The organism is Streptomyces sp. ATCC 21386, assembly GCF_018728545.1.
Classification (GTDB): Bacteria; Actinomycetota; Actinomycetes; order Streptomycetales; family Streptomycetaceae; genus Streptomyces.
In genome coordinates, this window is sequence record NZ_JAAVVL010000001.1 from 2,534,232 (window position 1) to 2,554,932 (window position 20,701).

19 protein-coding genes and 1 pseudogene are annotated in these 20,701 nt (G+C 68.9%); 17 read left to right on the top strand and 3 right to left on the bottom strand.

The annotated features are described in order from the left end of the window. Window positions 1-118 precede the first annotated feature (118 nt). The 6 genes from GWK25_RS11100 (at window position 119) to GWK25_RS11125 (ending at window position 6,440) form a co-directional block, all read left to right on the top strand. Complete coding sequence (locus tag GWK25_RS11100) at window positions 119-1,366, top strand: extracellular solute-binding protein (protein WP_215449640.1); 1,248 nt, start codon at window positions 119-121, stop codon at window positions 1,364-1,366. Window positions 1,367-1,386: 20 nt separating this feature from the next. After that, entirely contained in the window at window positions 1,387-2,370 is a 984-nt protein-coding gene (locus GWK25_RS11105) for a carbohydrate ABC transporter permease (protein WP_215449641.1), read from the top strand. After that, the gene (locus GWK25_RS11110) at window positions 2,367-3,191 is read left to right on the top strand and encodes a carbohydrate ABC transporter permease (protein ID WP_215449642.1); all 825 of its coding nucleotides are present in this window, start codon (window positions 2,367-2,369) and stop codon (window positions 3,189-3,191) included. The genes GWK25_RS11105 and GWK25_RS11110 overlap by 4 nt, the downstream gene beginning before the upstream one ends. Before the next feature lie 87 nt (window positions 3,192-3,278). Then, a complete protein-coding gene (locus tag GWK25_RS11115) occupies window positions 3,279-5,036 on the top strand; it encodes an amylo-alpha-1,6-glucosidase (RefSeq protein ID WP_215449643.1) in 1,758 nt (585 codons plus the stop codon). 225 nt (window positions 5,037-5,261) lie between these two features. Next, entirely contained in the window at window positions 5,262-5,603 is a 342-nt protein-coding gene (locus GWK25_RS11120) for a hypothetical protein (protein ID WP_215449644.1), read from the top strand. A 72-nt stretch (window positions 5,604-5,675) separates the two neighbouring features. Further along, complete coding sequence (locus GWK25_RS11125) at window positions 5,676-6,440, top strand: RICIN domain-containing protein (RefSeq protein ID WP_215449645.1); 765 nt, start codon at window positions 5,676-5,678, stop codon at window positions 6,438-6,440. A 118-nt stretch (window positions 6,441-6,558) separates the two neighbouring features. Here the strand turns inward: GWK25_RS11125 and GWK25_RS11130 are convergent, their stop codons facing one another. Beyond that, window positions 6,559-7,569 carry a helix-turn-helix domain-containing protein gene (locus GWK25_RS11130; protein ID WP_215449646.1) on the bottom strand — a complete coding sequence of 337 codons (1,011 nt, stop codon included), beginning with the start codon at window positions 7,567-7,569 and terminating at the stop codon, window positions 6,559-6,561. Window positions 7,570-7,808: 239 nt separating this feature from the next. Between GWK25_RS11130 and GWK25_RS11135 the strand changes: the two genes are divergently transcribed. Together GWK25_RS11135 and GWK25_RS11140 are read left to right on the top strand one after the other, a co-directional pair. After that, window positions 7,809-8,669, top strand: a complete 861-nt coding sequence (locus GWK25_RS11135) for a methyltransferase (RefSeq protein WP_215449647.1) — start codon at window positions 7,809-7,811, stop codon at window positions 8,667-8,669. Then, window positions 8,670-8,858: a hypothetical protein gene (locus GWK25_RS11140; protein ID WP_215449648.1), complete on the top strand. Its 189-nt coding sequence runs from the start codon at window positions 8,670-8,672 to the stop codon at window positions 8,856-8,858. A 277-nt stretch (window positions 8,859-9,135) separates the two neighbouring features. On the opposite strand, the gene GWK25_RS11145 is transcribed toward GWK25_RS11140, so the two are convergent. Together GWK25_RS11145 and GWK25_RS43360 are read right to left on the bottom strand one after the other, a co-directional pair. Next, window positions 9,136-9,768, bottom strand: coding sequence for a DUF4360 domain-containing protein (locus tag GWK25_RS11145; RefSeq protein WP_215449649.1), 633 nt, complete (start codon window positions 9,766-9,768; stop codon window positions 9,136-9,138). A gap of 264 nt (window positions 9,769-10,032) precedes the next feature. Then, window positions 10,033-10,257, bottom strand: a pseudogene (locus tag GWK25_RS43360) (MFS transporter); the annotation flags it as partial. 593 nt (window positions 10,258-10,850) lie between these two features. Between GWK25_RS43360 and GWK25_RS11160 the strand changes: the two are divergent. From GWK25_RS11160 to GWK25_RS11200, 9 genes are all read left to right on the top strand, one after another. Beyond that, entirely contained in the window at window positions 10,851-11,993 is a 1,143-nt protein-coding gene (locus GWK25_RS11160) for a hypothetical protein (protein WP_251828817.1), read from the top strand. Between the two features lie 388 nt (window positions 11,994-12,381). Next, complete coding sequence (locus GWK25_RS11165) at window positions 12,382-13,353, top strand: GlxA family transcriptional regulator (RefSeq protein WP_215449651.1); 972 nt, start codon at window positions 12,382-12,384, stop codon at window positions 13,351-13,353. A 355-nt stretch (window positions 13,354-13,708) separates the two neighbouring features. Beyond that, window positions 13,709-14,779 (top strand): ABC transporter substrate-binding protein, encoded by a 1,071-nt coding sequence (locus GWK25_RS11170; protein ID WP_215449652.1) that lies wholly within the window; start codon window positions 13,709-13,711, stop codon window positions 14,777-14,779. Then, on the top strand, window positions 14,760-15,836 hold the full coding sequence (locus GWK25_RS11175) for an iron ABC transporter permease (RefSeq protein WP_215449653.1): 1,077 nt from the start codon (window positions 14,760-14,762) through the stop codon (window positions 15,834-15,836). Before GWK25_RS11170 ends, GWK25_RS11175 begins: the two co-directional genes overlap by 20 nt. Next, complete coding sequence (locus tag GWK25_RS11180) at window positions 15,833-16,654, top strand: ABC transporter ATP-binding protein (protein ID WP_215449654.1); 822 nt, start codon at window positions 15,833-15,835, stop codon at window positions 16,652-16,654. The genes GWK25_RS11175 and GWK25_RS11180 overlap by 4 nt, the downstream gene beginning before the upstream one ends. Window positions 16,655-16,778: 124 nt before the next feature. Continuing rightward, complete coding sequence (locus GWK25_RS11185) at window positions 16,779-17,408, top strand: DJ-1/PfpI family protein (RefSeq protein WP_215449655.1); 630 nt, start codon at window positions 16,779-16,781, stop codon at window positions 17,406-17,408. Between the two features lie 193 nt (window positions 17,409-17,601). Beyond that, window positions 17,602-17,868, top strand: a complete 267-nt coding sequence (locus GWK25_RS11190; protein ID WP_215449656.1) for a hypothetical protein — start codon at window positions 17,602-17,604, stop codon at window positions 17,866-17,868. Beyond that, complete coding sequence (locus tag GWK25_RS11195) at window positions 17,868-20,156, top strand: cation-translocating P-type ATPase (protein WP_215449657.1); 2,289 nt, start codon at window positions 17,868-17,870, stop codon at window positions 20,154-20,156. Before GWK25_RS11190 ends, GWK25_RS11195 begins: the two co-directional genes overlap by 1 nt. Then, entirely contained in the window at window positions 20,153-20,695 is a 543-nt protein-coding gene (locus tag GWK25_RS11200) for a copper chaperone PCu(A)C (RefSeq protein WP_215449658.1), read from the top strand. Before GWK25_RS11195 ends, GWK25_RS11200 begins: the two co-directional genes overlap by 4 nt. Window positions 20,696-20,701: the final 6 nt, after the last annotated feature.

Here is a 20,701-nt window from a genome sequence, read left to right on the forward strand (position 1 = left end):
TGTACCTCTTGCTCCTTCACCGAGCACCCCGTCCCGTCACCGCCTCCGCTCGGCATGCCCGGCCTCCTCGTCTCCCTCCCTCTCACGGCACCCCCGTGCCTGAAACTAAGGACCCGCCATGCACCCCACCTCCAGACAGCGCCGTCTGACCGCCGCGGCCCTGACGGCGCTGGCCGTGGCCGTCAGCGCCACCGCGTGCTCCTCCGGCTCGGGCAGCACCGGCGCCAAGGACGCGGACAGCGGCACGTACACCCTCTGGGACCCCTACCCGCAGTTCGCCAAGGGCTCGGCCTGGACGAAGCTGCTGGACAAGTGCGGCACCGACGCGGGCGTGAAGATCGAGCGGACCGGCTTCGACACCAGCGACCTGCCCAACAAGACGCTGTTGGCGGCCCAGCAGGGCAACTCCCCGGACGTCCTCGTCGTCGACAACCCGGTGGTCTCGACCCTCGCCGAGGCGGGCGTGCTCACCACGACCGACGACAACCAACTCGACACCTCCGCCGTGGACCCCAACCTGCTCGCGGCCGGCCAGTCCGACGGCAAGACCTACGGCACCCCGATCGGCGCCAACACCCTCGCCCTCTACTACAACAAGGAGGTGCTGAAGAAGGCCGGCGTGGACATCGCCTCCGTCAAGGACTGGACATCGCTCACGGCGGCCCTGGCGAAGGTCAAGAAGGCCGGCAAGAAGGGGATCACCTTCTCCGCGATCGGCACGGAGGAGGGCAGCTTCCAGTTCCTGCCCTGGTTCTGGGGGTCGGGCGCGCAGCTCACCGCACTCGACTCCGCCGAGAGCGTCTCCGCGCTGTCCCTGTGGAAGGGCTGGCTCGACCAGGGCTACGCCCCCAACTCCGTCCTCAACAACACCCAGACCACCAGCTGGCAGGAGTTCGCCACCGGCGACTACGCGTTCAGCGAGAACGGCACCTGGCAGCTCGCAGGCGCGGAGAAGGCGGGCTTCGACTACGGCGTCCTGCCGATACCGGGCGCGGACGGAGGCAACGCCGCCGCCCCGACCGGCGGCGAGTTCGTGACCGTCCCGGTCCAGGAGGACACCGGCCGCTACGCCACCTCGCGCAAACTGGTCACCTGCCTGACCAGCACCGAAAACCTCTACGACACCGACACCACCCTGTCCTACGTGGCCCCCACCGCCGAGATCCAGGACAAGCAGGTTGCGGCCGACCCGGAGCTGAAGCCGTGGGTCGAGGCGGTCAAGGCGGCCAAGGGCCGTACCAGTGACGACCTGGGCACCAAGTACCCCAAGATCTCCGAGCAGTTGTGGAAGGCCGTCCAGTCCGCGCTCAGCGGCGCCGAGTCGCCGAAGGACGCGCTGACCAAGGCGCAGTCGGCGGTCAAGTAGCAGGGGGGCGCGGTCCGTCGATGAACGACACGAGACAAGTCCCGGACCGCCGGTCCGCGCGCGACCCCGGCGGGGCGGCCACCACCGCCCCGCCCCGGGCCCCCGCGCGAGAACGGCACCGCAAGATCCACCCGCAGTGGACCGCCTGGGCCTTCCTCGCCCCGGTGACCTGCTACCTCGTCCTCTTCTACGCCTACCCGCTCTACCGCAACCTCGACCTGAGCCTGCGCGACTACACCGTCCGCTCCTTCGTCCAGGGCGACGCGCCCTTCACGGGCCTGGCGAACTACCAGAAGGTCTTCGACGACCCGACGTTCGCCCCCGCCCTGCTGCACACCGTCGTCTTCACCGCCGTGTGCCTGGTCTTCCAGTACGCCATCGGCCTGGCGCTGGCGGTCTTCTTCCACCAGCACTTCCGGCTGTCGGCCACCCTGCGGGCCCTGTTCCTGGTGCCGTGGCTGCTGCCGCTGATCGTGTCCGCCTCCACCTGGTCGTGGATGTTCAACAGCGACTCCGGCATCGTCAACGCCGCCCTGCACGCCGTCGGAGTCGGTCCGGTGAACTGGCTGACCTCCCCGGACTGGTCGCTGACCTCGGTGATCATCGCGAACATCTGGATCGGCGTCCCCTTCAACCTGGTGGTGCTCCACAGCGGTCTGCAGTCCGTCCCCGGCTCGCTGTACGAGGCCGCGGCGCTCGACGGGGCGAACGCCTGGCAGCGCTTCTGGCACATCACCTTCCCGCTGCTGCGCCCGGTCTCCGCCATCACCCTGCTGCTGGGCCTCGTCTACACCCTCAAGGTCTTCGACATCATCTGGATCATGACCAAGGGCGGCCCGGCGGACTCGTCCACCACCTTCGCCACCTGGTCCTACCAGCTCGGCTTCGGCAACCTCCTGCCGGCCTTCGGCCCCGGCGCGGCCGTCGGCAACCTGCTCGTGGTCGCCGCCCTGGTCTTCGGCCTGGTCCACGTCCGAGTCCAGCGAAAGCAGGCGCTGTCATGAACCGAAGTGCCGCACCCTCGTGGTGGAAGACGGCCCTCGGCCTGCTGTTCACCGGAATCATGCTGTTCCCGGTCTACTGGATGGTCAACGTCTCCCTCACCCGTGACCAGGACATGCGCAAGAGCCCACCGGACCTCTTCCCGGCCGACGGCACCCTGGCCGGCTACCGCACCGTCCTCGCCGAGCAACTGCCCTACCTCGCCACCAGCCTTGTCGTGGCGCTCGGCACCGTCCTGCTCACCGTCGCCCTCGCCGCGCCCGCCGGCTACGCCCTGGCCAAGCTGCGCCCGCGCGGCGGCGGCCTGCTGAGCTTCGTCCTGCTGGCCGCGCAGATGATCCCCGGCATCATCATGGCGATGGGCTTCTACGCCATCTACCTCCAGCTCGGCCTGCTCCAGTCCGTCCCCGGCCTGATCGTCGCCGACTCCACCCTGGCCGTCCCCTTCGCCGTGCTCATCTTCACCGCGTTCATGTCCGGCATCCCGGGCGAACTCCTCCAAGCCGCTCAGATGGACGGCGCGAGTGCCCTGCGCACCTTCATGTCCATCGTCCTGCCGATGAGCCGCAACGCCGTCGTCACGGTCTCCCTGTTCGCCTTCCTGTGGTCCTGGTCCGACTTCGTCTTCGCCAACACCCTGGTCAACGGCGGCGCCCACGAACCGATCACCCTCGGCATCTACCACTACATCGGCAACAACAACCAGGAGTGGAACGCCATCATGGCCACCGCCGTCGTGGCCTCACTGCCGGCCACGGTCATCCTCGTCCTCGCCCAGCGCTATGTGGCGGCCGGTGTCACCACCGGCGCCGTCAAGGACTGAGCACCCCGCCCCGTCTCCCGTCCGGCGCCCGCCCGCGCCGGCCGGTCGGCCCCCCTGCCCCCCTGCCCCAGAAACGAGTCACGCCCCATGACCGCCGCCCCGTCCGGCCCGGCCTTCTCCGTCCACGACATCCCGTTCAGCGCGTACGGATCCTGGTTCGACATCTCGCCCGTGGTGGCGGAGAAGACCTACGCCGAGGACCTCCACCTCGTCTCGCACCAGAACGGCATGCACGGCGTCCTGCGGTTCGTCCCCCTCGACGCCTCCACGGGCGACCGGGCCGACACCCGCGTCGAGGCGACACCGGCCCTGCTCACCTGGACCGGCGGGCGCGGGCGCGTGGAACTCGCCTACGAGGCCCCGGACACCGTACGCCTGCGGGGCAGCGGCCTGGACCTCGGCGTCCTCGCCGCCGCGCGGACCCTGACCCCGTTCAGCGGCACGTACTTCTTCCACGACCCGGTGGCGGACGCGCACGTCTTCACCTCGTACGAGACCGGCCGCCGCTACCGCGTCACCCTGCTGTCGGGCGTCCTCGCCGACACGGCCGGGGCCCAGGCCCTGGGCAGCGCCGACCGCGGTGTCACCGTGACCGCGCCGACGGACGGCAGCTGGGAGCTCGCGATCGAGGAACTCGACACCGCCCGGCCGCCGTACGCGCCCTCGGCGCCCTTCGACGCCGTGGTGGCCTCCGCGCGGGCCGCGTTCGCGGACTTCGTCGACGCGGTGGCCCCCTGGCGTTCGGACACCACTCCCGCCGCCGAACTCGCCGCCTACGTCGTCTGGTCGGCGACCGTGGCGGCGAAGGGCCTGGTCACCCGGCCCGGGGTGCTGATGTCCAAGCACTGGATGGACAAGGTCTGGAGCTGGGACCACAGCTTCAACGCCCTTGCCCTGGCCGAGGGTTCGCCCGAGCTGGCGCTGGACCAGTTCCACCTGCCCTTCGACCACCAGGACGAGAGCGGCGCCCTGCCGGACTCGGTCACCCACTCCGAGGTCCTCCACAACTTCGTCAAACCGCCCATCCACGGCTGGGCCTTCGGCCGCCTGCGCCGCACTCTGCCGACCCCTCCGGACCGCACCGAGCTCACCGAGGTGTACGAACGCCTGGAGCGCTGGACCGGCTTCTGGCTCACCGCCCGGCGCGCCCCCGGCGCCGACCTGCCCCACTACCAGCACGGCAACGACAGCGGCTGGGACAACGCCACCACCTTCGACCCCGAGCGCGTGGTCGTCACCGCGGACCTCGCCGCCTTCCTCGCCTTGCAGCTATGCGAACTCGCGCTGCTGGCAGGTGAGTTGGGCAAGGAAAACGCGGCCGCACGGTGGACGCGGACGGCCGAGGAGATCCAGACGGCACTGCTCGACCAGCTCTGGACCGGAGACAGGTTCGTCGCCCGCTCGGCCACCACCGGGGAATCCTGGAGCAGCGCGAGCCTCCTCGATCTGATGCCCATCGCCCTCGGCGAGCACCTCCCCGCCGAGATCGCGGGCACCCTCGCCGACCGCATCAAGGCACACCTGACCCCGTACGGCCTCGCCACCGAACTGCCCACCTCCCCGCACTACCTCGCCGACGGCTACTGGCGCGGCCCGATCTGGGCCCCCGCCACCGTCCTCGTCGAGGACGGCCTGCGCCGCGCTGGCCACCACCGGCTCGCGGACGACATCAGCGCCCGCTTCCGCGCCCTGTGCGAGACCCACGGGTTCGCCGAGAACTTCGACGCCCTCACCGGCACGGGTCTGCGCGACCGCGCCTACACCTGGACCGCGAGCAGCTACCTCCTCCTCGCCCGTGAACACCAGCTGCGCGAGGAGGCAGGGACCGACGACCCGGTGGCCTGACCCGCGAGCGCCTGCCTCCTCCTCGCGGGGCAAGCCCTGATCCCCCCGGCGGGCCGTCGCCACCGACCCCGGCTCATGCACAGCCTCGCCCTCGCCGCGCGTAGGAACGGCCGTGCGTAGCTGCCGTGTCAGTAAGCCACGTCCATGAACCCACCGCAGCGCCAGTCGTCTACCTGCTCCAGCATTTCGGCATGAAGGCCGGCAAGTTCCTCATCCCATAATCCGGTGGCCCTGGACGGCTTGGTGCTGGTGCCGCTCCAGCTCCATCAGCACCGCTTCGGTCATCTCCCGCCCAGGGAGCGGCTGCTGCCGCTGATCGATGTCGCCGTCACCGCGCGCATCCTGGTCTGGGACGCGGATCCCGACGAACACACGACGGGGCGTTACCGCTTCCCCGAACTGCACCGGGAGGTAGTGCTCTCCGCGCTCACCCCGTCCGCCAGACAACTGCTGCACGCCGCGCTCGCCCGTGAGCTGACGCACTGGGAGGGCGCCGAACCGGCGAGACTCGCCCGGCATCTGCGCGCGGCGGGCCCGATGGCCCCGACCGCGGCACGAGGACGCTGACCCGTCCCCACCTCGTCACCACCCCCTACCCCGCTGGACTCATGTCCGTGCCCAGAGGAGAAGCAGAAACACATGTCCGATCAACACAGGACTGTCGGAGAGGCCGCCGCCAGTGGCGGCGGGTCCGCCGCCGCGTCCCCCGATGCCGCGAGCGTCGAGGCACATCTCACCGGCAGAAAGCCCTCCACCGACCCTCTCACCGCTTCCGCACCTGCGTCCGGATCCGCTGCGAGCCCAAGCGCGAAGAAGCCCGCGAATCCTCCCGCTGAGAAGAAGGTGCCGCTGCCCGGTCCTTCCGAGGCGGCAACTCCCAAGGCCAAGGAGCGCAAGGCTGCGGCAGCCGGAGGGTCCAGCGATCTGCCGACGGTCCTGACCCGGGTCCTGCTCCAGAACAACACCAACAACACCTGTGTTGATGTCCCCGGCTTCTCCAACGGTTCCGCTGACGGCCCGGTCATCCATGCGGAGTGCAACGGCACCACCGCCGACAACCAGTTGTGGAACGTGGAGAAGAAGTACGGCAGTGCCGGTCCCGGCGGGGTGCCCCTCTTCCAGATCCGCAATGTCAAAGACTCCCTGTGCCTGGACCTCAGCCAATACGGGGCCCGACCGGGTGCCACGAAGGTGCAGGAGTTCCCGTGCAACGGAACGACCGCCGACAATCAGCTGTGGTGGCTGGACAAGCAGGCGGACGGCAAATACTGGATCCGCAACTTCGCCAGTCGCAGCCAGTGCTGGGATTCGTACGCGAACGATCAGGAGGACAAGCAGTTGATCATCTGGCCGTGCGCGCCGGAGAACAGCAACAACCATGAGTGGTCCTTCACCCGCCGGTGAACCACTGGTCTCGACGTGGTGACGCTGCCCTGCCGCGCCCCTGTCATGAGGGCCCCGTCGGCGGAGCGGTCCCGATGACCTGTGCGGCCATCGCCTGAAGCAGTCCCCGATCCGCAGATCACTTCTGGCTGCGGGCGTAATCGGCCGGTGTCTGGCCGTACTCCTTCTTGAAGGCGCGGATGAAGTGGCTGCTGTCGGCGAACTGCCAGCGTGCGGCTATTTCCGACACGGTCAGGCGGGTGCCCGGCGCCGTCAGTTCGAGGCGGGACTGCTCCAGGCGTCTGCGGCGGATGTACCCGGCCACCGAGTCGTCGGTCTCGGCGAAGGCCCGGTGCAACGTCCGTACGGAGACCTGGAGTTCACGGGCCAGGGTCGCGGGGGAGAGGTCGGGATCGGTGAGGAGGCGGTCCGCGATCTCCCTGGCCGCTTGGGTCAACGCGGGGGCCAGCAGGGGTTCGGTGTCGTCGAATGTCCGCATGAGCACCCCTTTGACCAGTTCGAGCAGGGCGCTGCGGGCGGCTTCTGCACCGGCGGGGGTCAGGTCGTCGAGCGTCGCCTCGACTATCTCGGTGTGCGCCATGAGCAGTCGCAGTTCGGGCGAGTCGGCCGGGCCGGCGGTTGCCCGGTCGCGGATCAGCGGACCGAGCGGCGCGGCCGGCAGGATCAGTACCTTCGCGGACGAATGCGGTGCCACCTCGAAGCGGGCCGGAGGGCCGTTGTGGCGCACGATGAACTGCCCAGCCGGTACGGCGGTCTCGTCGCGGTCGCGCGGAGAGACGAAGCGCCACACGCCGCGTCCCATCACGTGCACGAGGACCCGGTCCTCGAGGTGATGGGAGGCGCCCCGGGTGCCGCCGGCCATCAACTCGCCGTGGACGCCCGAGATCACCGTGTCGTGCACCTTGAACGCACGAACCCTGACCCGGAACTCACCCGATCCGACCGGCTCCCAGGGCGGCAGCGGGAGCGCCTCTCCGATCTGCGACTCCCACGCACGCCGGAAGACGTCGAAGCCGTTCTGCGCGGTAGTCGCGGTAGTCGCGGTAGTCGGGGCCGTCGTGTCGACGAAGAACTTCCTTCCCGGTGCCGGTCCCTCGGGCTGAGGTGCCGTGTGTTCCGTGCTGTTCATCTCAACGCCTCACCTCGTCCTGCCGACCGCCGCCGCATCCTCGCGGCCTGATTCCACCACGGCCCGCATCGCCTGGCACTGACGTTCCATCAGGGTGACGCCGGCGTACAAGCGCACGCCGCCGCGGGCTCCCTACGGTGAGCCATGCGGACAACGATGTCGCAATGCGCGGAGACAGAAACAGCTCGCCTGCTTCCAAGCTCCCGCTTCATGGTGAGTACTGAAGGGTTCCAGCTGTCATGTCTGACAACAATCCGGGCACCGACGTTCCGTCGAGCGATCCGGCTGCCGATGCCGCCGCTGTCTTCGACCTGCTGATCGGCCTCGTCCGCGCCCAGACCCTGAGGGGCGTGGCGGCGCTGCACATCGCCGACCACCTCTCCGACGGAGCGATGACGGCCGAGGAGGTGGCCGAGCGCGAGGGCAGCCACCCGCAGGCCACGTACCGTCTGATGCGCGCGGCCTCCTCGATCGGCCTGCTGAGCTACGAAGGGGACCGCCGCTTCGGTCTCACCGGCCGGGGCCGCCTGCTGAGTTCCGGGGTTCCCGGCTCCATGCGCTCCCTGGTGCTGGCCCAGACCGGCCAGGCACTCTGGCAGTCCTGGGCGACCTTCTCCGAGGCCGTGCGAGAAGGGAGGACCCAGACCGAGAAGGTGCTGGGGATGGAGATCTTCGAGTACTACGCGCAGCCGGAGAACGCCGAGGAAGCGGCCCTGTTCGCCCAGGCCATGGGAGACCTGTCGGGCCTGGTGACGCAGGGCGCCGTGGCCGGTCTGTCCACCGCCGGTGTGTCCACCGTGGTCGACGTCGGCGGTTCGAACGGTGACTTCGTCCTGGCGCTGTTGGAGGCCGATCCCTCGCTGAGCGGGCAGGTCCTGGACCTGCCGCACGTCGTCGAGGCCGCCCGTGGCGAGGCCGACAAGCGCGGTCTGTCCGGCCGTTTCTCCGCAGTGGGCGGCGACTTCTTCGTGGAGGTTCCCCCGGCCGACCTCTACCTGCTGAAGACGATCTTGCACGACTGGGACGACGACCAGTGCACGACCATCCTGCGCAACTGCCGCTCCGCCATGCGCGAGGGAGGACGCGCGGTGGTCGTCTAGATGGTCGTCGGCGAGATCGGCAAGCCCGACCTGGCCGCTCTGTCGGACATGGCCATGCTCACCACGACGAACGGCATGGAACGCGACCTGGCCGAGTTCGACGCCCTGTTCGCGGCCTCGGGATGGCGCCGGTCGAAGACGTACCCCGTGGGTAACGGCTACTTCGGTCTGGAACTCGTCGCCGTCTGATCCAGCCGACGACTCGATCGCAGAGACGCTCCCCCTGGCCGTACCCCCATGCCCGGCGCGACTTCACCGCGTGGCACGAGGGTGGGTCACGCCGGCACGGACAGTGCCAGGTACGGCGAGGGGAGCGACCGGTGGTTCACACCGGCAGATGATGGCCGCCCGATGGGTGGAGGGACACTGAGCGGAGCCCGAACTGCCCGATGATCTGCGCCGTGATCATCGCGCCGACCAACGCGAGTTCTTGTGGCCCGGCAGTTCGGTCGCTCGCACCCCGGGTTCACGCGCACCGCTTCCAAATGAGCCGGTACGAGGTGCCCGGGACGTCCGTCGAACCCATGGTGACCACGCTGGCGCTGTTGCCCGAGCCAGCTCTCACCCGCAGGGATGTGTTGACGTTGAGGTACCGCTGCGAACCACACGGTGCCCAGACCAGCCGGTTCTCCGGCACGCTGTCGGACACGGCCCAGTCATCCTCGTACGGCCCCGTCAGCGGGTGGGACTGGAGGACGTCGTCCGTCGTCCCCTGGAAGTAGTAGTCGGACTTGATGGTGGCGGTCGCGCCTGCGGGCAGCGAGGCGTGGCCGCGGTGGTCAAGCCCGAAGAGGGCGTAGGTGTAGGACGCCGGGGCTTTGACGTCCAGGACGAGCTGGCAGTTCTTCCGCGCCTCGGTCGGTCCGGCATTGCCTCCGGCCCGGGCGGTGTAGGCGTCGTACTTCACTGTGAGCGTGGAGTTGTCGGGGGACACCGTGGCACCAGCCGTGCCCGCCGGGCACCCGGAGCCGTTGATCGTCTTGATCACGACCTGGGCCCCCTCGGCCGGCGCGTCGGCGGCCGCCGACCCGGATTGGACCGACAGCAGCCCGAGGCATAACGCCGCCAGTGCTCCGCTGGTGGTGAGAAGACGAGACATGACTCTCCAATCGCAGTACGGCTGGTGACGGAGTCCCACAGGCATGATGCGGGGCGGCCGCCCTCACCCGCTTGGGGCCGCCGGAGCAGGTTCGGTCATCGGTGCATGCACGGCGGCGGAACTGTCCGTACGGGTTCGGGGGACGGTCGTGCGGTCATCACCGCGGGCCGCAGCGGCCCCCCTGGGGTGGGAGCGCGCGCCCACTATAGGGGGAGCCTGCCACCTACGAAAGAGACGAGTGCGGCGCAACCTCCGGAACAGCAGGCGGGCGGCAGCGAATCCGTCGTACAGGTCGCGGACGACGGTTCGGGCGATGACGATGCCCGCGGCACCGGCCAGACCCTGGACCAGACGCATACCGATGAGCACCGCCGGAAGCGGTGCGAGGGCGCATACGGCTCCTTCCGCTACGTACACGGCCAGGCCGGTCAGGAGGGCGCGCCGTCGGCCGAAGGTGTCGCTGAGCGGGCCGATGATCACCTGGACGAGGCCGTAGCGGTGTAGTGCGCTCGATGCGGGTGCGCGGAGAGGACTGAACTCCGAATCTCAGGAAAGCCAGTGGCGCCGTCGGTGCGGACATTGCGAGGCCCCCTGCGGGTGAGCAGTCTCCGTAAGGGCTGACGCGCACTCAGATATTCCTGACACACCGTCACCAATTTAGATCATCTTGCACGCGCGTTGCACAAGGTGATGAAACAGCGATGATCAATGGAGGGTTCCGCAAGTGTGTAGCAGCAGTTCAGCAGGCATTTAGGAGTGTCGTGCCCCTCGTCTCCCAGGGGCGCGACACTCCTGCCGATCAGATGTCCCGGAAGAGACCAGTGGGCGCGGTGACCTGCTGCGATGAGTGGCGTGTGGTCGCTGAGCTGCGCGAATGGTCTTTCGGCTGTTTCACGCTCGTGCCGCTTGATGGGGCCGGAAGTCCCAGAAAAGTCCCAGGGGACTCCCACTGCTGACGGGTGCCTTTCGGCTCTGCACGGCAGTACGGGCAGTCGAACGGCCTCGTTTCCAGCGAGGGTGGTGGAGCCTGGATGTCGAGTGACTGGCGCTCGGTCGATGACTTGCGGGATGGTGGGGTCCTGATGATCGACGACGACTCTGCGATCGCTGGTGCCAGTGAGCCAGCAGTGCCCGCCAGCCCTCGGACGCCCTACAGCGAGAGGCCCGTCGCGCGGGCCCGACGGGCGAAGGCTTGCGAGTTGATCGAGCGGCTCATCGCCGAAGGCCGCGTTCGGATCACCGACCTTGATGACGACGAGGTCGCGGAGTGGCGGCGCGTCGTCAACTACGCGAAACGGCACGGCCTGGAACCAGCAGGCAAGCGTATCGAGAAGGTTCCGTACGGTGGGCCGGGGCTGGAGCTGTTCCTTGCGGATGGCCCGCATCCCAATGCGCGGAGTCAACGGCCGAAGGAGAACGGGGATCCGGTTCCCGTTCCCTCCCGACTGGGGAACCTCCATCCGATCGTGACCGCGCTCAAAGACGACGAGGGCCGACTCGTCATGCCTTCTGTGCTCCGCCGAAGGTCGCTTCTGCTGCTGCAGGGACTGTCGGCTGAGGCGGTCCGGCGAGGATACGAGGTGCGGAAGGCCCACTCGTTCTTCCACCCACGCGAGGGAGGAGTGGACATTGCTGTCGACGGCCTCGCATACACCGTCAGTGTCAGGCAGGAGTTCCCGCAGTCCACGGATCTCAACCGCTCCTCTCGCCTCGTCGTGGAGCTCGCTCATGGCCTGACCGACCGGCCTGGCCGCTGGAGAGATCGGAAGACCCGGACGCTCGAAGAGGCCCTGGAAGCGGTCCTTGGAGAGATCGAGGTACGAGCGGCACAAGACGCCCGGCGCAGGCAGGACGAGCAGCAGGCCCTTGTGGAACGCGAAGTTCGCTGGCGAGCGGCCGTGGAGGTGGCGAAAGAACGGGCTGTTCACGAACAACTTGCCCAGGCACTACGTGAAGAGGCCGGGCGCTGGCAGGAGTCTGCTGCTCTCAGTGCCTACTGCACGGCATTGGAGCGGCGTATTGGCGAGCTTCACGGCGTTGTGGACGAGCCGACACTGAGTCAGGCTCGCCGCTGGTTGGAGTGGGCAAGGGCGTACGTGAGGTCGATCAACCCCTTGAGCGAGCTTCCGAAGATGCCGGACGCACGCGAGCCCACGCCGGAGGAACTCAAGCCATATCTCAGGGGATGGAGCCCTGACGGGCCGCAACGGCGCGGAGGTCGGTAACGCACCAGGGCTTCGGCGTAGGCGTGTGAAGCCCGGTTCGTGATCATCTGAGACCGAAGAGTGCCAGTGGGTGGCGCCGAGGGCCGTGGCCGCGTTCCCTGCGGCGGGACCGCCTCCGGTGCTTCGCGAGGCGTGCGCGACCGAGTTCGTCCGCCCGTCGGGTTCCGACAGACTCCCCGTGCCCCTGCGGCAGAGACGAGGTCGTCTGGTAGCACCTCACGGTTCCGGCGGCGTTGGGAAAGAATCGTCACATGACGTACGGCGCCCGCACGCCTTCTCCGTAGCGGCAGCCGTGCCACCATGGTTGGCGCTGTGCGGGCGACCGGCTGCCCCACGGCGATGACCACAGTGACCCGGCGGTGTGATGGACGAGGTGCGCGTTGCGGGCATGGCTGGGGTGAGGACCCAGTCCATTCTCGTCATCCTGTTCGACGGGGTGCAGCCCCTCGACATCGCGGGCCCTGTGGACGTGTTCCTGGCGGCGGCCCGCTTCGCTGGAAGCGAGAGCGTGCCACCGTACGTCGTGCGCACGGCTTCGCTCGGTGGTGGGGCCGTACGGTCGGCCGGGGGCCTTTGTCTGGTCCCGGATGTCGATCTGGCCGATGCTGAGGACCCCGACCTTCTGCTGGTGCCGGGCGGGCCCGGGGTGGGAGACGTGGACGGTCGGCTCGTCGCGTGGTTGCGGGAGCGGGCCCCTGGTGTGAGACGGGTCGTGTCGGTGTGCACGGGGGCGTACCTGTTGGCGGAGGCCGGTCTGCTCGACGGCCGACGGGCGACGACGCATTGGGAAGCCTGCGCCTACCTCGCGGACAGGTTTCCCAATGTGGCGGTCGACCCGGACCCGATCTTCGTCCGGGACGGCTCGATCTCCACGTCGGCGGGGGTGACGGCCGGAGTGGACCTGGCCATCGCCCTGGTCGAGGAGGACTACGGGCGCGCGGTGGCGCACGAGATCGCTCGGCTCCTGGTGGTCTTCGTCCGACGGCCGGGGAACCAGAGGCAGTTCAGTGTGCAGCTCTCGGCGCAGATCGCCCGCTCCGACCCACTGCGTGAGGTCCAGTACTGGGCCGCCGCCAATCTGACCTCCGACCTGTCGGTGCCGACGCTGGCACAGCGCGCGGGCCTGTCCCCCCGTCAGTTCGCCCGCGCGTTCGTGGAGCAGGTCGGGGTCACCCCTGGCAGGTACGTGGACCTCATCCGTCTGGAGGCGGCGCAGCGCATGTTGACGGACACTCACGACGGCGTGACCGCCATCGCGCGCCGTTGCGGATACGGGTCGACGGAAGCGATGCGCCGTGCCTTCATGCGTGAACTCGACGCTTCCCCCACGGAATACCGCCGCGCTTTCGCCGGGCGCTGACTCGGCGATCCGCTGTCTCTTCCCGGGCACGGTGCGCGAACAGCTGTAGTCGCTCTGCCCGCTGCGGAGTCCGGTCCGGTGCATGGCAGATTTGTTGGTCTGCATGACATAGACGTCACGACGGGCGGCTTCTAGGTTTGTGCGTGCAGCAGTTGATCGGAATCGAGGCATGGCCGTCGTGCATTCCGTACGGCATTACTGATCACTTCTGTTCGGTCGATGAGCCAGGCCCCTGGGCTCCGGGCCCCTGCACGTTCCTGGCCAGGCCATCTCCACATATCGGAAAGCAGAGACAAGAATGCCCTCCATCTCACCAGGATCCGTGCGATTCACCGCTAGGCGGAGTTCTTTCGTCGTGCTTGCGATCGGGTTGACCCTGTCGATGTCCGGCTGCGGTTCCGGCGACTCGACGGAATCCGGTTCAGGCGGCTCAGCTGGCGCCGGCAGCAATGCCGGGCCCACGAAGACGTCGTACCCGCTGACGATCGAGAACTGCGGTCGGAAAGTGACGTTCGAGAAGGCGCCGGAGCGTGTTCTCATCATGAACGGCGCGTCCGTGGGAGAAGTGCAGACATACGTTCTCCTCGGCCTCCAGAGTCACGTTCTCGCCAATGCGCAACGTGTCTCCATCTCCGACGATCCGAAGATGGTCGCGGAGGTCGCGAAGCTTCCGACCGGAGGCACCACGTGGAACAAGAACTTCGATGTGCCGGCCGAGAAGGTACTCGACCTCAAGCCGGACCTCGTGGTGTCCACATGGAGCGGAGGCTTCAACGCGGAGAGCGGATTCGCCACCCGGGACCAGTTGACAAAGGCGGGGATCAACTCGTATGTCAACCCGGTCGACTGTGCGTACGGAGCGGGGAACCCGTCGGCCGCGGATCAGGCCGCCTACGACCAGCAGTCGATCGCGTCGACTTTTGACTTCATCGAGCAGACCGGAGTCATCTTCGACGAGCAGAAGAAAGCGTTCGACCTCGTCGACAAGCTCAAGCAGCGCATCTCTGCCGTCAACGACCGCGTCAAGGACAAGGACCGTCCGAAGGTGCTGCTCGCCTATCCAGGCATGGCGATGATGAGCACCAACAACCTGCCCGCCGTCTTCTCCGGTGGTGTCTACGACGACATCATCGAGAAGGCGGGCGGCGAGAACGCCTTTCCGAGTGACAAGCCGGACCCAGAACTGACCTCGAACCTCAACGCCGAGGCCCTGGCGTCCGCCGATGTGGATGTACTCGTGATCGGACTGTCCGACCCGTCCGAAAAGGCCAAGGTGAAGCAGATGGCCGACCAGCTGTTCAAGAAATACCCGCAGTGGAAGGCGTCGAAGACCAAGACATACACCACCGTCTCCGACGGGGCGTTCATCGGGCCTTCGAACGTGTACGCCGTGGAGAAGATCGCCGATGCCGCGCACCCTCAGTAGGAGCGATACGCCGTCGCGCGGTCCGCACCTGGTGTCGGGCCGCGCGACGGGTCTGCTGTACGCGGCGCTCACCGTGGCCCTTGTGGCGGCGGTCACCGCCGGGGTATCCATGGGGACGGTCGCCGTGCCGGCGCGTGACGTCTGGGATGTGGTCCTGCGTCACATCATGGGCGACACCACTGGTCTGGAACCGCTCCAGGACCAGATCGTGTGGGATCTCCGGCTGCCGCGTGTCCTCGTGGCCGCGGTCGTCGGCGCCGGTCTGAGCGTCATCGGCGTCGGCCTGCAGGCGCTGGTCCGCAATCCGCTCGCGGATCCCTACATGCTGGGGATCACTCCCGGTGCGTCACTCGGCGCGGTGCTCGTCCTGGCGTTCGGTTCCGCGGCGTCCAGCGGACTGGGCGTGACCGGCGCCGCCTTCGTGGCGGCGATGCTCACCATGACCGCGGTGTTCCTGATCGCCCAGCGAAGTGGTCAACTCACCGACACGCGCTTGATCCTCGCCGGCGTCGCGGTGGGGTATCTCGCGGTCGCGGCCACCAGCTTCGTGCAGTTGCAGACCAACCCCAACCAGCTCGCGGGCATCATGTTCTGGCTCATGGGCAGCCTCGCCGGGTCCGAGTGGTCCGATCTGCGCATCCCGACGGTCGCCCTCGTGCTGGGCACCCTCTGGCTGTTCACTCAAGGGCGCTCGCTCAACGCGCTCATGACCGGGGACGACGCGGCGGCCGGACTCGGAGTCGACGTGCACCGCCTGCGCCGCCGGCTGCTCGTGGTGACCTCCCTGATGACCGCGACCGTCGTCGTGGTCGCTGGCGGGCTCGGCTTCGTCGGCCTGGTGATCCCGCACATCGCCCGCCTCGTCGTGGGCGCCGAGCACCGACGGGTGCTGCCGACATCCATGCTGGTGGGGGCGACCTTCCTGGTGCTCGTCGACCTCGCCAGCCGGACGGTCGCCCGGCCCAACGAGTTGCCGGTCGGCATCTTCACCGCCGGCATCGGTGTGCCCGTGCTGCTGTGGCTGCTCCGCCGCAACAGGCGATCGGAGGGAACATGACACAGCTCGCCTTCGAAGGCATCAGCATCGACATCGCCACGACCCGGATCGTCTCCGACGTGTCCTTGCGCATCGAGCCCGGCGAGATGGTGGGACTCGTCGGACCCAACGGCAGCGGGAAGTCCACACTCCTGCGCAGCGCGTACCGGGTTCTCCGCCCCAGCACCGGGGCGGTTCTCATCGACGGTGAGAGTGTGTGGAGCATGTCCGCCCGGGAGGCGGCGCGCCGTCGGGCGATCGTCACCCAGCACACCACGCTCGGCGCCGAGTTCTCTGTCGAAGAGGTCGTCGCCATGGGCCGCACCCCGCGCAAGGGGATGCTCGACCGGGACAGCGAACAGGACCGCCACACAGTCCAACAGGCCCTGGAGGACGTGCACATGGGCTGGGCGGCCCGTCGAGCGTTCGCGACACTCTCCGGCGGAGAACAGCAACGGGTCCTGATCGCCCGCGCACTCGCGCAGGAGGCCGGACTGCTGATCCTCGACGAGCCGACGAACCACCTCGACGTGCGTGCGCAGTTCGACGTGCTGGATCTGCTCCGGCACCTGGGCATGACGACGCTGACGGCACTGCACGATCTCGACCACGCGGTCTCCTACTGCGACCGCGTAGCGGTCATGGCGGACGGCGCGCTCGTGGCGGTGGGTGCCCCCGCCGACGTGCTGACACCCGACCTCGTGCACGACGTGTTCGGGGTGCGCGCGGTACTCGACACCCATCCCATCACGGGCCGACCTCGCATCGCGGTCGCCTCCGTCGCTGACGGCCCCAGGAGGGCCGCGACGACGGCGAACGCGCCTGAGGAGAGGCAATGATCCCTGACTCACCTGACTCACCTGAGGCACCTGACCACGGCATCGGTTCGGCGCGGAACCACGGTCGGAGCCATCTCGTCAGGCACGTGCTGTGGCTCGAACAAAACAACAGAAGGAGCATGTGATGCAGATCGCGATCGTCCTCTATCCCGGCTTCACCGCGTTGGACGTCATCGGGCCCTATGAGGTCCTGGGCCGTCTACCGGACACCGAGGTCGTGTTCGTTGCCGAGAACCCGGGCCTCGTCCGCAACGACCTGGGCAGCCTTTCGATCGATGTCGTCGCCCATCTCGCGGATGTGCCGAACCCGGACGTCGTCATAGTCGGAGGAGGCCCGGGACAGGCGGACCAGATGTCCGACGGCAGCCTGCACTCGTGGTTGCGGAGCGTCGACCGGCCCGACATGTGGATGACGTCCGTCTGTACGGGATCCCTGATCCTTGCCGCCGCCGGGATTCTCGACGGCCGTCGGGCGACGACCCACTGGGGCGCGCTGGAACAGCTCGCCGAGTTCGGCGTGACACCGACGAACGAGCGCGTGGTCATCGACGGTCACTACGCGACCGGAGCGGGTGTCTCGGCCGGTATCGACATGGCCCTGGTCCTCGCAGGCTTGATCGCGGGCGACGACGTGGCGCAGGCCGTGCAACTCCTCATCGAGTACGCTCCCCAGCCGCCCTTCGACTCGGGGACCAGGGAAACTGCTCCCGCGGAGGTCGTCGAGAAACTGTTCACGCTGTTCGCGTCCGCCTGACCACAGGGCGTCAAGCGATCCGGTGGTGCGCACCGCGCATGCTGCGGTTCACATCCGGCACACCCACCACGCTGTGACGCACTTCACGATTGACCGCCGGAACTCGCCGTCGCCTCGCTCCGACTACTGGAGCGGTACAGCTACAACTGCCATCCTCTGCAAGACGGTTCGATGCGACCAGGAAAGGTCCGGCATGGCCGATATCCCGCAGTCACCCCGCCCCACCGGTGTGACCGCCCGCAGACTGCTCCCTCCTCCCGCGCTCTTCGGCTTTCTGCTCCTGTTGGTGCTCGTGTTCTCGGTGTCGTACGCCGTCGGGTCGGGGGCGGGACCTGTGGCGCCCGGTATGCACGACACCGGAAGCGGCGACGGAGGAGGCGGTGGCGGCACGGGCGACGTGCCGGGAACGGGCGGGAGCATGGACGACATGCCGGGAATGGATCACGGGAGCGGTGAGTGATGGCGGGCGAACCGATGGCGAGCCTCGTAGTCACGGACATCACCGTGGGCGGGATGACCTGTGCGGCCTGTGTGCGGCGGGTGGAGAAGAAGCTGGCCAAGCTGGAGGGCGTCACGGCCACGGTCAATCTGGCCACGGGGCTTGCCCGGGTGAGCCATCCGGCCGGTGTCGCGCCCGGGGACCTGGTCACGGCGGTCGAGCAGGCCGGATACCTGGCCGCGCTGCCTGTGAGTGAGGAGGCCGCGGGAACGGAGGAAGCGGACGAGGGCGACGCCGAGGCCCGCCGTGAGCGGGAACGGCTGCTGGTCACCGCGCTGTTGGCGGTGCCGGTGCTGGTGCTGTCGATGGTGCCGGCCCTGCAGTTCCGCAACTGGCAGTGGCTGTGTTTCATGCTGGCCGCGCCGGTCGCGGTGTGGAGCGCGTGGCCCTTCCACAGCAGGGCGCTGCGGGGGCTGCGGCACTCGACGGCCACCATGGACACCCTGGTCTCGCTCGGGGTGGTGGCGTCGTTCTCCTGGTCGGTGTACGCGCTGTTCCTGGGCGGGGCGGGCGATCCGGGGATGCGGATGTCGTTCAGCCTGATTCCCTCCGCCTCCGAGGGCATGGCCCACTTGTACCTCGAAGTCGCCGTGAGTGTCCCGCTGTTCGTGCTGACCGGGCGGTTCCTGGAGGCGCGGGCCCGGCGGGGGACCGGAGCGGCGCTGCGGTCGCTCGCCGAGCTGGCGGCCAAGAAGGTGTCCGTCAAGGACGAGCACGGCGAACGGTCGATTCCCATCGAGCAGTTGCGGGTGGGGCAGGTCTTCGTGGTACGCCCCGGTGAGCGGGTCGCCACCGACGGGAGGGTGACGGAGGGCAGCTCCGCCGTGGACCTGTCCCTGGTGACCGGCGAGAGCCAGCCCGTGGAGGTGAGCCCCGGCTCCGCCCTGGTCGGCGGCGCCGTCAACGCCGGCGGGCTGCTGCTGGTGGCGGCCACGGCGGTCGGCGCGGACACCCAGCTCGCCCGGATCACCCGTCTCGTCACGGAGGCGCAGGCGGGCAAGGCGCGGGCGCAACGGCTGGCCGACGCCGTCGCCGGCGTCTTCGTACCCGTCGTCCTGGCCATCGCGGTGACCGTCCTGGGCTTCTGGCTGGGTGCCGGAGCCGACCCGCAGGCGGCGCTCACGGCCTGTGTGGCTGTCCTGGTGGTGGCCTGCCCCTGCGCACTGGGGCTGGCGACCCCGACCGCCCTGATGGCGGCCACCGGGCGGGGCGCCCAGCTGGGTGTGCTGGTGAGCGGGCCGCAGACGCTGGAGGCACTGCAGCACGTGGACACGGTCGTGCTGGACAAGACCGGCACGCTGACGACCGGTCACATGACCGTGGCCAAGGTGACCGCGCTGCCGGGCACACTCGGGCAGGACGAGGTGGTGCGGCTGGCCGGGGCGGTGGAGCAGGGCTCCGAGCATCCCATCGGGCGCGCGATCACCGCCCACGCCCGCCGCACGGAGAAGGCCGATCCGCTGCCGGACGTCACCGACTTCGCGGCGGTGCCCGGACACGGGGTCAGCGGCAGTGTGCACGGCCATACGGTCGAGGTGGGCGCGCCGGACGGCAAGTTGCCGCGTGCGCTGGTCAAGGCGCTGGCCGCCGCGGAGGAGTCCGCGCACACGCCCGTTCTGGTGAAGGTCGACGGCCGGGCCAAGGCGCTGATCGCCGTCGGTGATCTCGTGCGTCCGGGCAGCTACCGGGCCGTGGACCGGCTGCGCCGGCTCGGCATCCGCCCCGTGCTCGCCACCGGTGACCGCAGGGCGCCCGCCCAGGCCGTCGCCGAGGCGCTGGGTATCGACGAGGTGCACGCCCGCTGCACCCCCGAGGACAAGGCCGCCCTCGTGAGGGAGCTGAAGCAGGAGGGCGCCCGGGTCGCCGTGGTCGGCGACGGGGTGAACGACGCTGCCGCGCTCGCCGGCGCCGATCTGGGGATCGCCATGGGCAGTGGCACCGACGTGGCCATCGGGGCAGCCGACCTGACCCTGGTGCGCGGGGAGATCGAGGCGCTCGTCGACGCGGTCTTCCTGGCCCGGCGCACCCTGGGCACGATCCGGGCCAACCTGGCGTGGGCCTTCGGCTACAACGTCGTCACCGTACCGCTGGCGATGGTCGGGCTGCTCGACCCCATGGTCGCCGCCGCCGCGATGTCGGTGAGTTCCGTGCTGGTGGTGGCCAACAGCCTGAGACTGCGCAACTGGCAGCCGGCTCCCGCCCGCGGCCGGGGGCATGGGACGCGGGACGCGAAGGTCGGTGCCCGATGAAGTGGATCACGGACCGGATGCCCACGCTCAAGGGCCTCGACCGGAGGCGGGTGCGGGACGGGGCGCTGGCGGCCCTGGTGCCCGTCGCGGCGTGCAGTGTGGCGCTGGCGGGCCTGACCACCTGGGTCGGTACGGGCCGGGCCGGAAGCCCGGCGCGTATCAGTGTCACCGGGGGGCAGGTCCTGCTGCCGTCCGCCGGAGTCCCGGAGACGGCGGCCTTCTTCCGTCTCACCAATGAGGGCGGTTCGGCCGACGCCCTGGTCCGGGCGACGACGCGTGACGTTTCCGGCGACGTGACGCTCTCCCAGCACCGCATGAAGCAGGGGAACGCGGCGTACGGGGCGGTGATCGACTCCGTCTCGGTCGCGCCGGGCGACAGCCTCGGGATGTCGCCGACCGGGGTCGACCTGACGGTGCCCGTGCCTTCGGGCGGGTGGCGTTCGGGTGATCTCGTGTCGTTCACCCTGGAGTTCCGGCGCAGCGGACCGGTGAAAGCGCTGGCCGTTGTGGTGGAGCCCAGTTCGCTGTCGTTGCCGTAGCCGTTC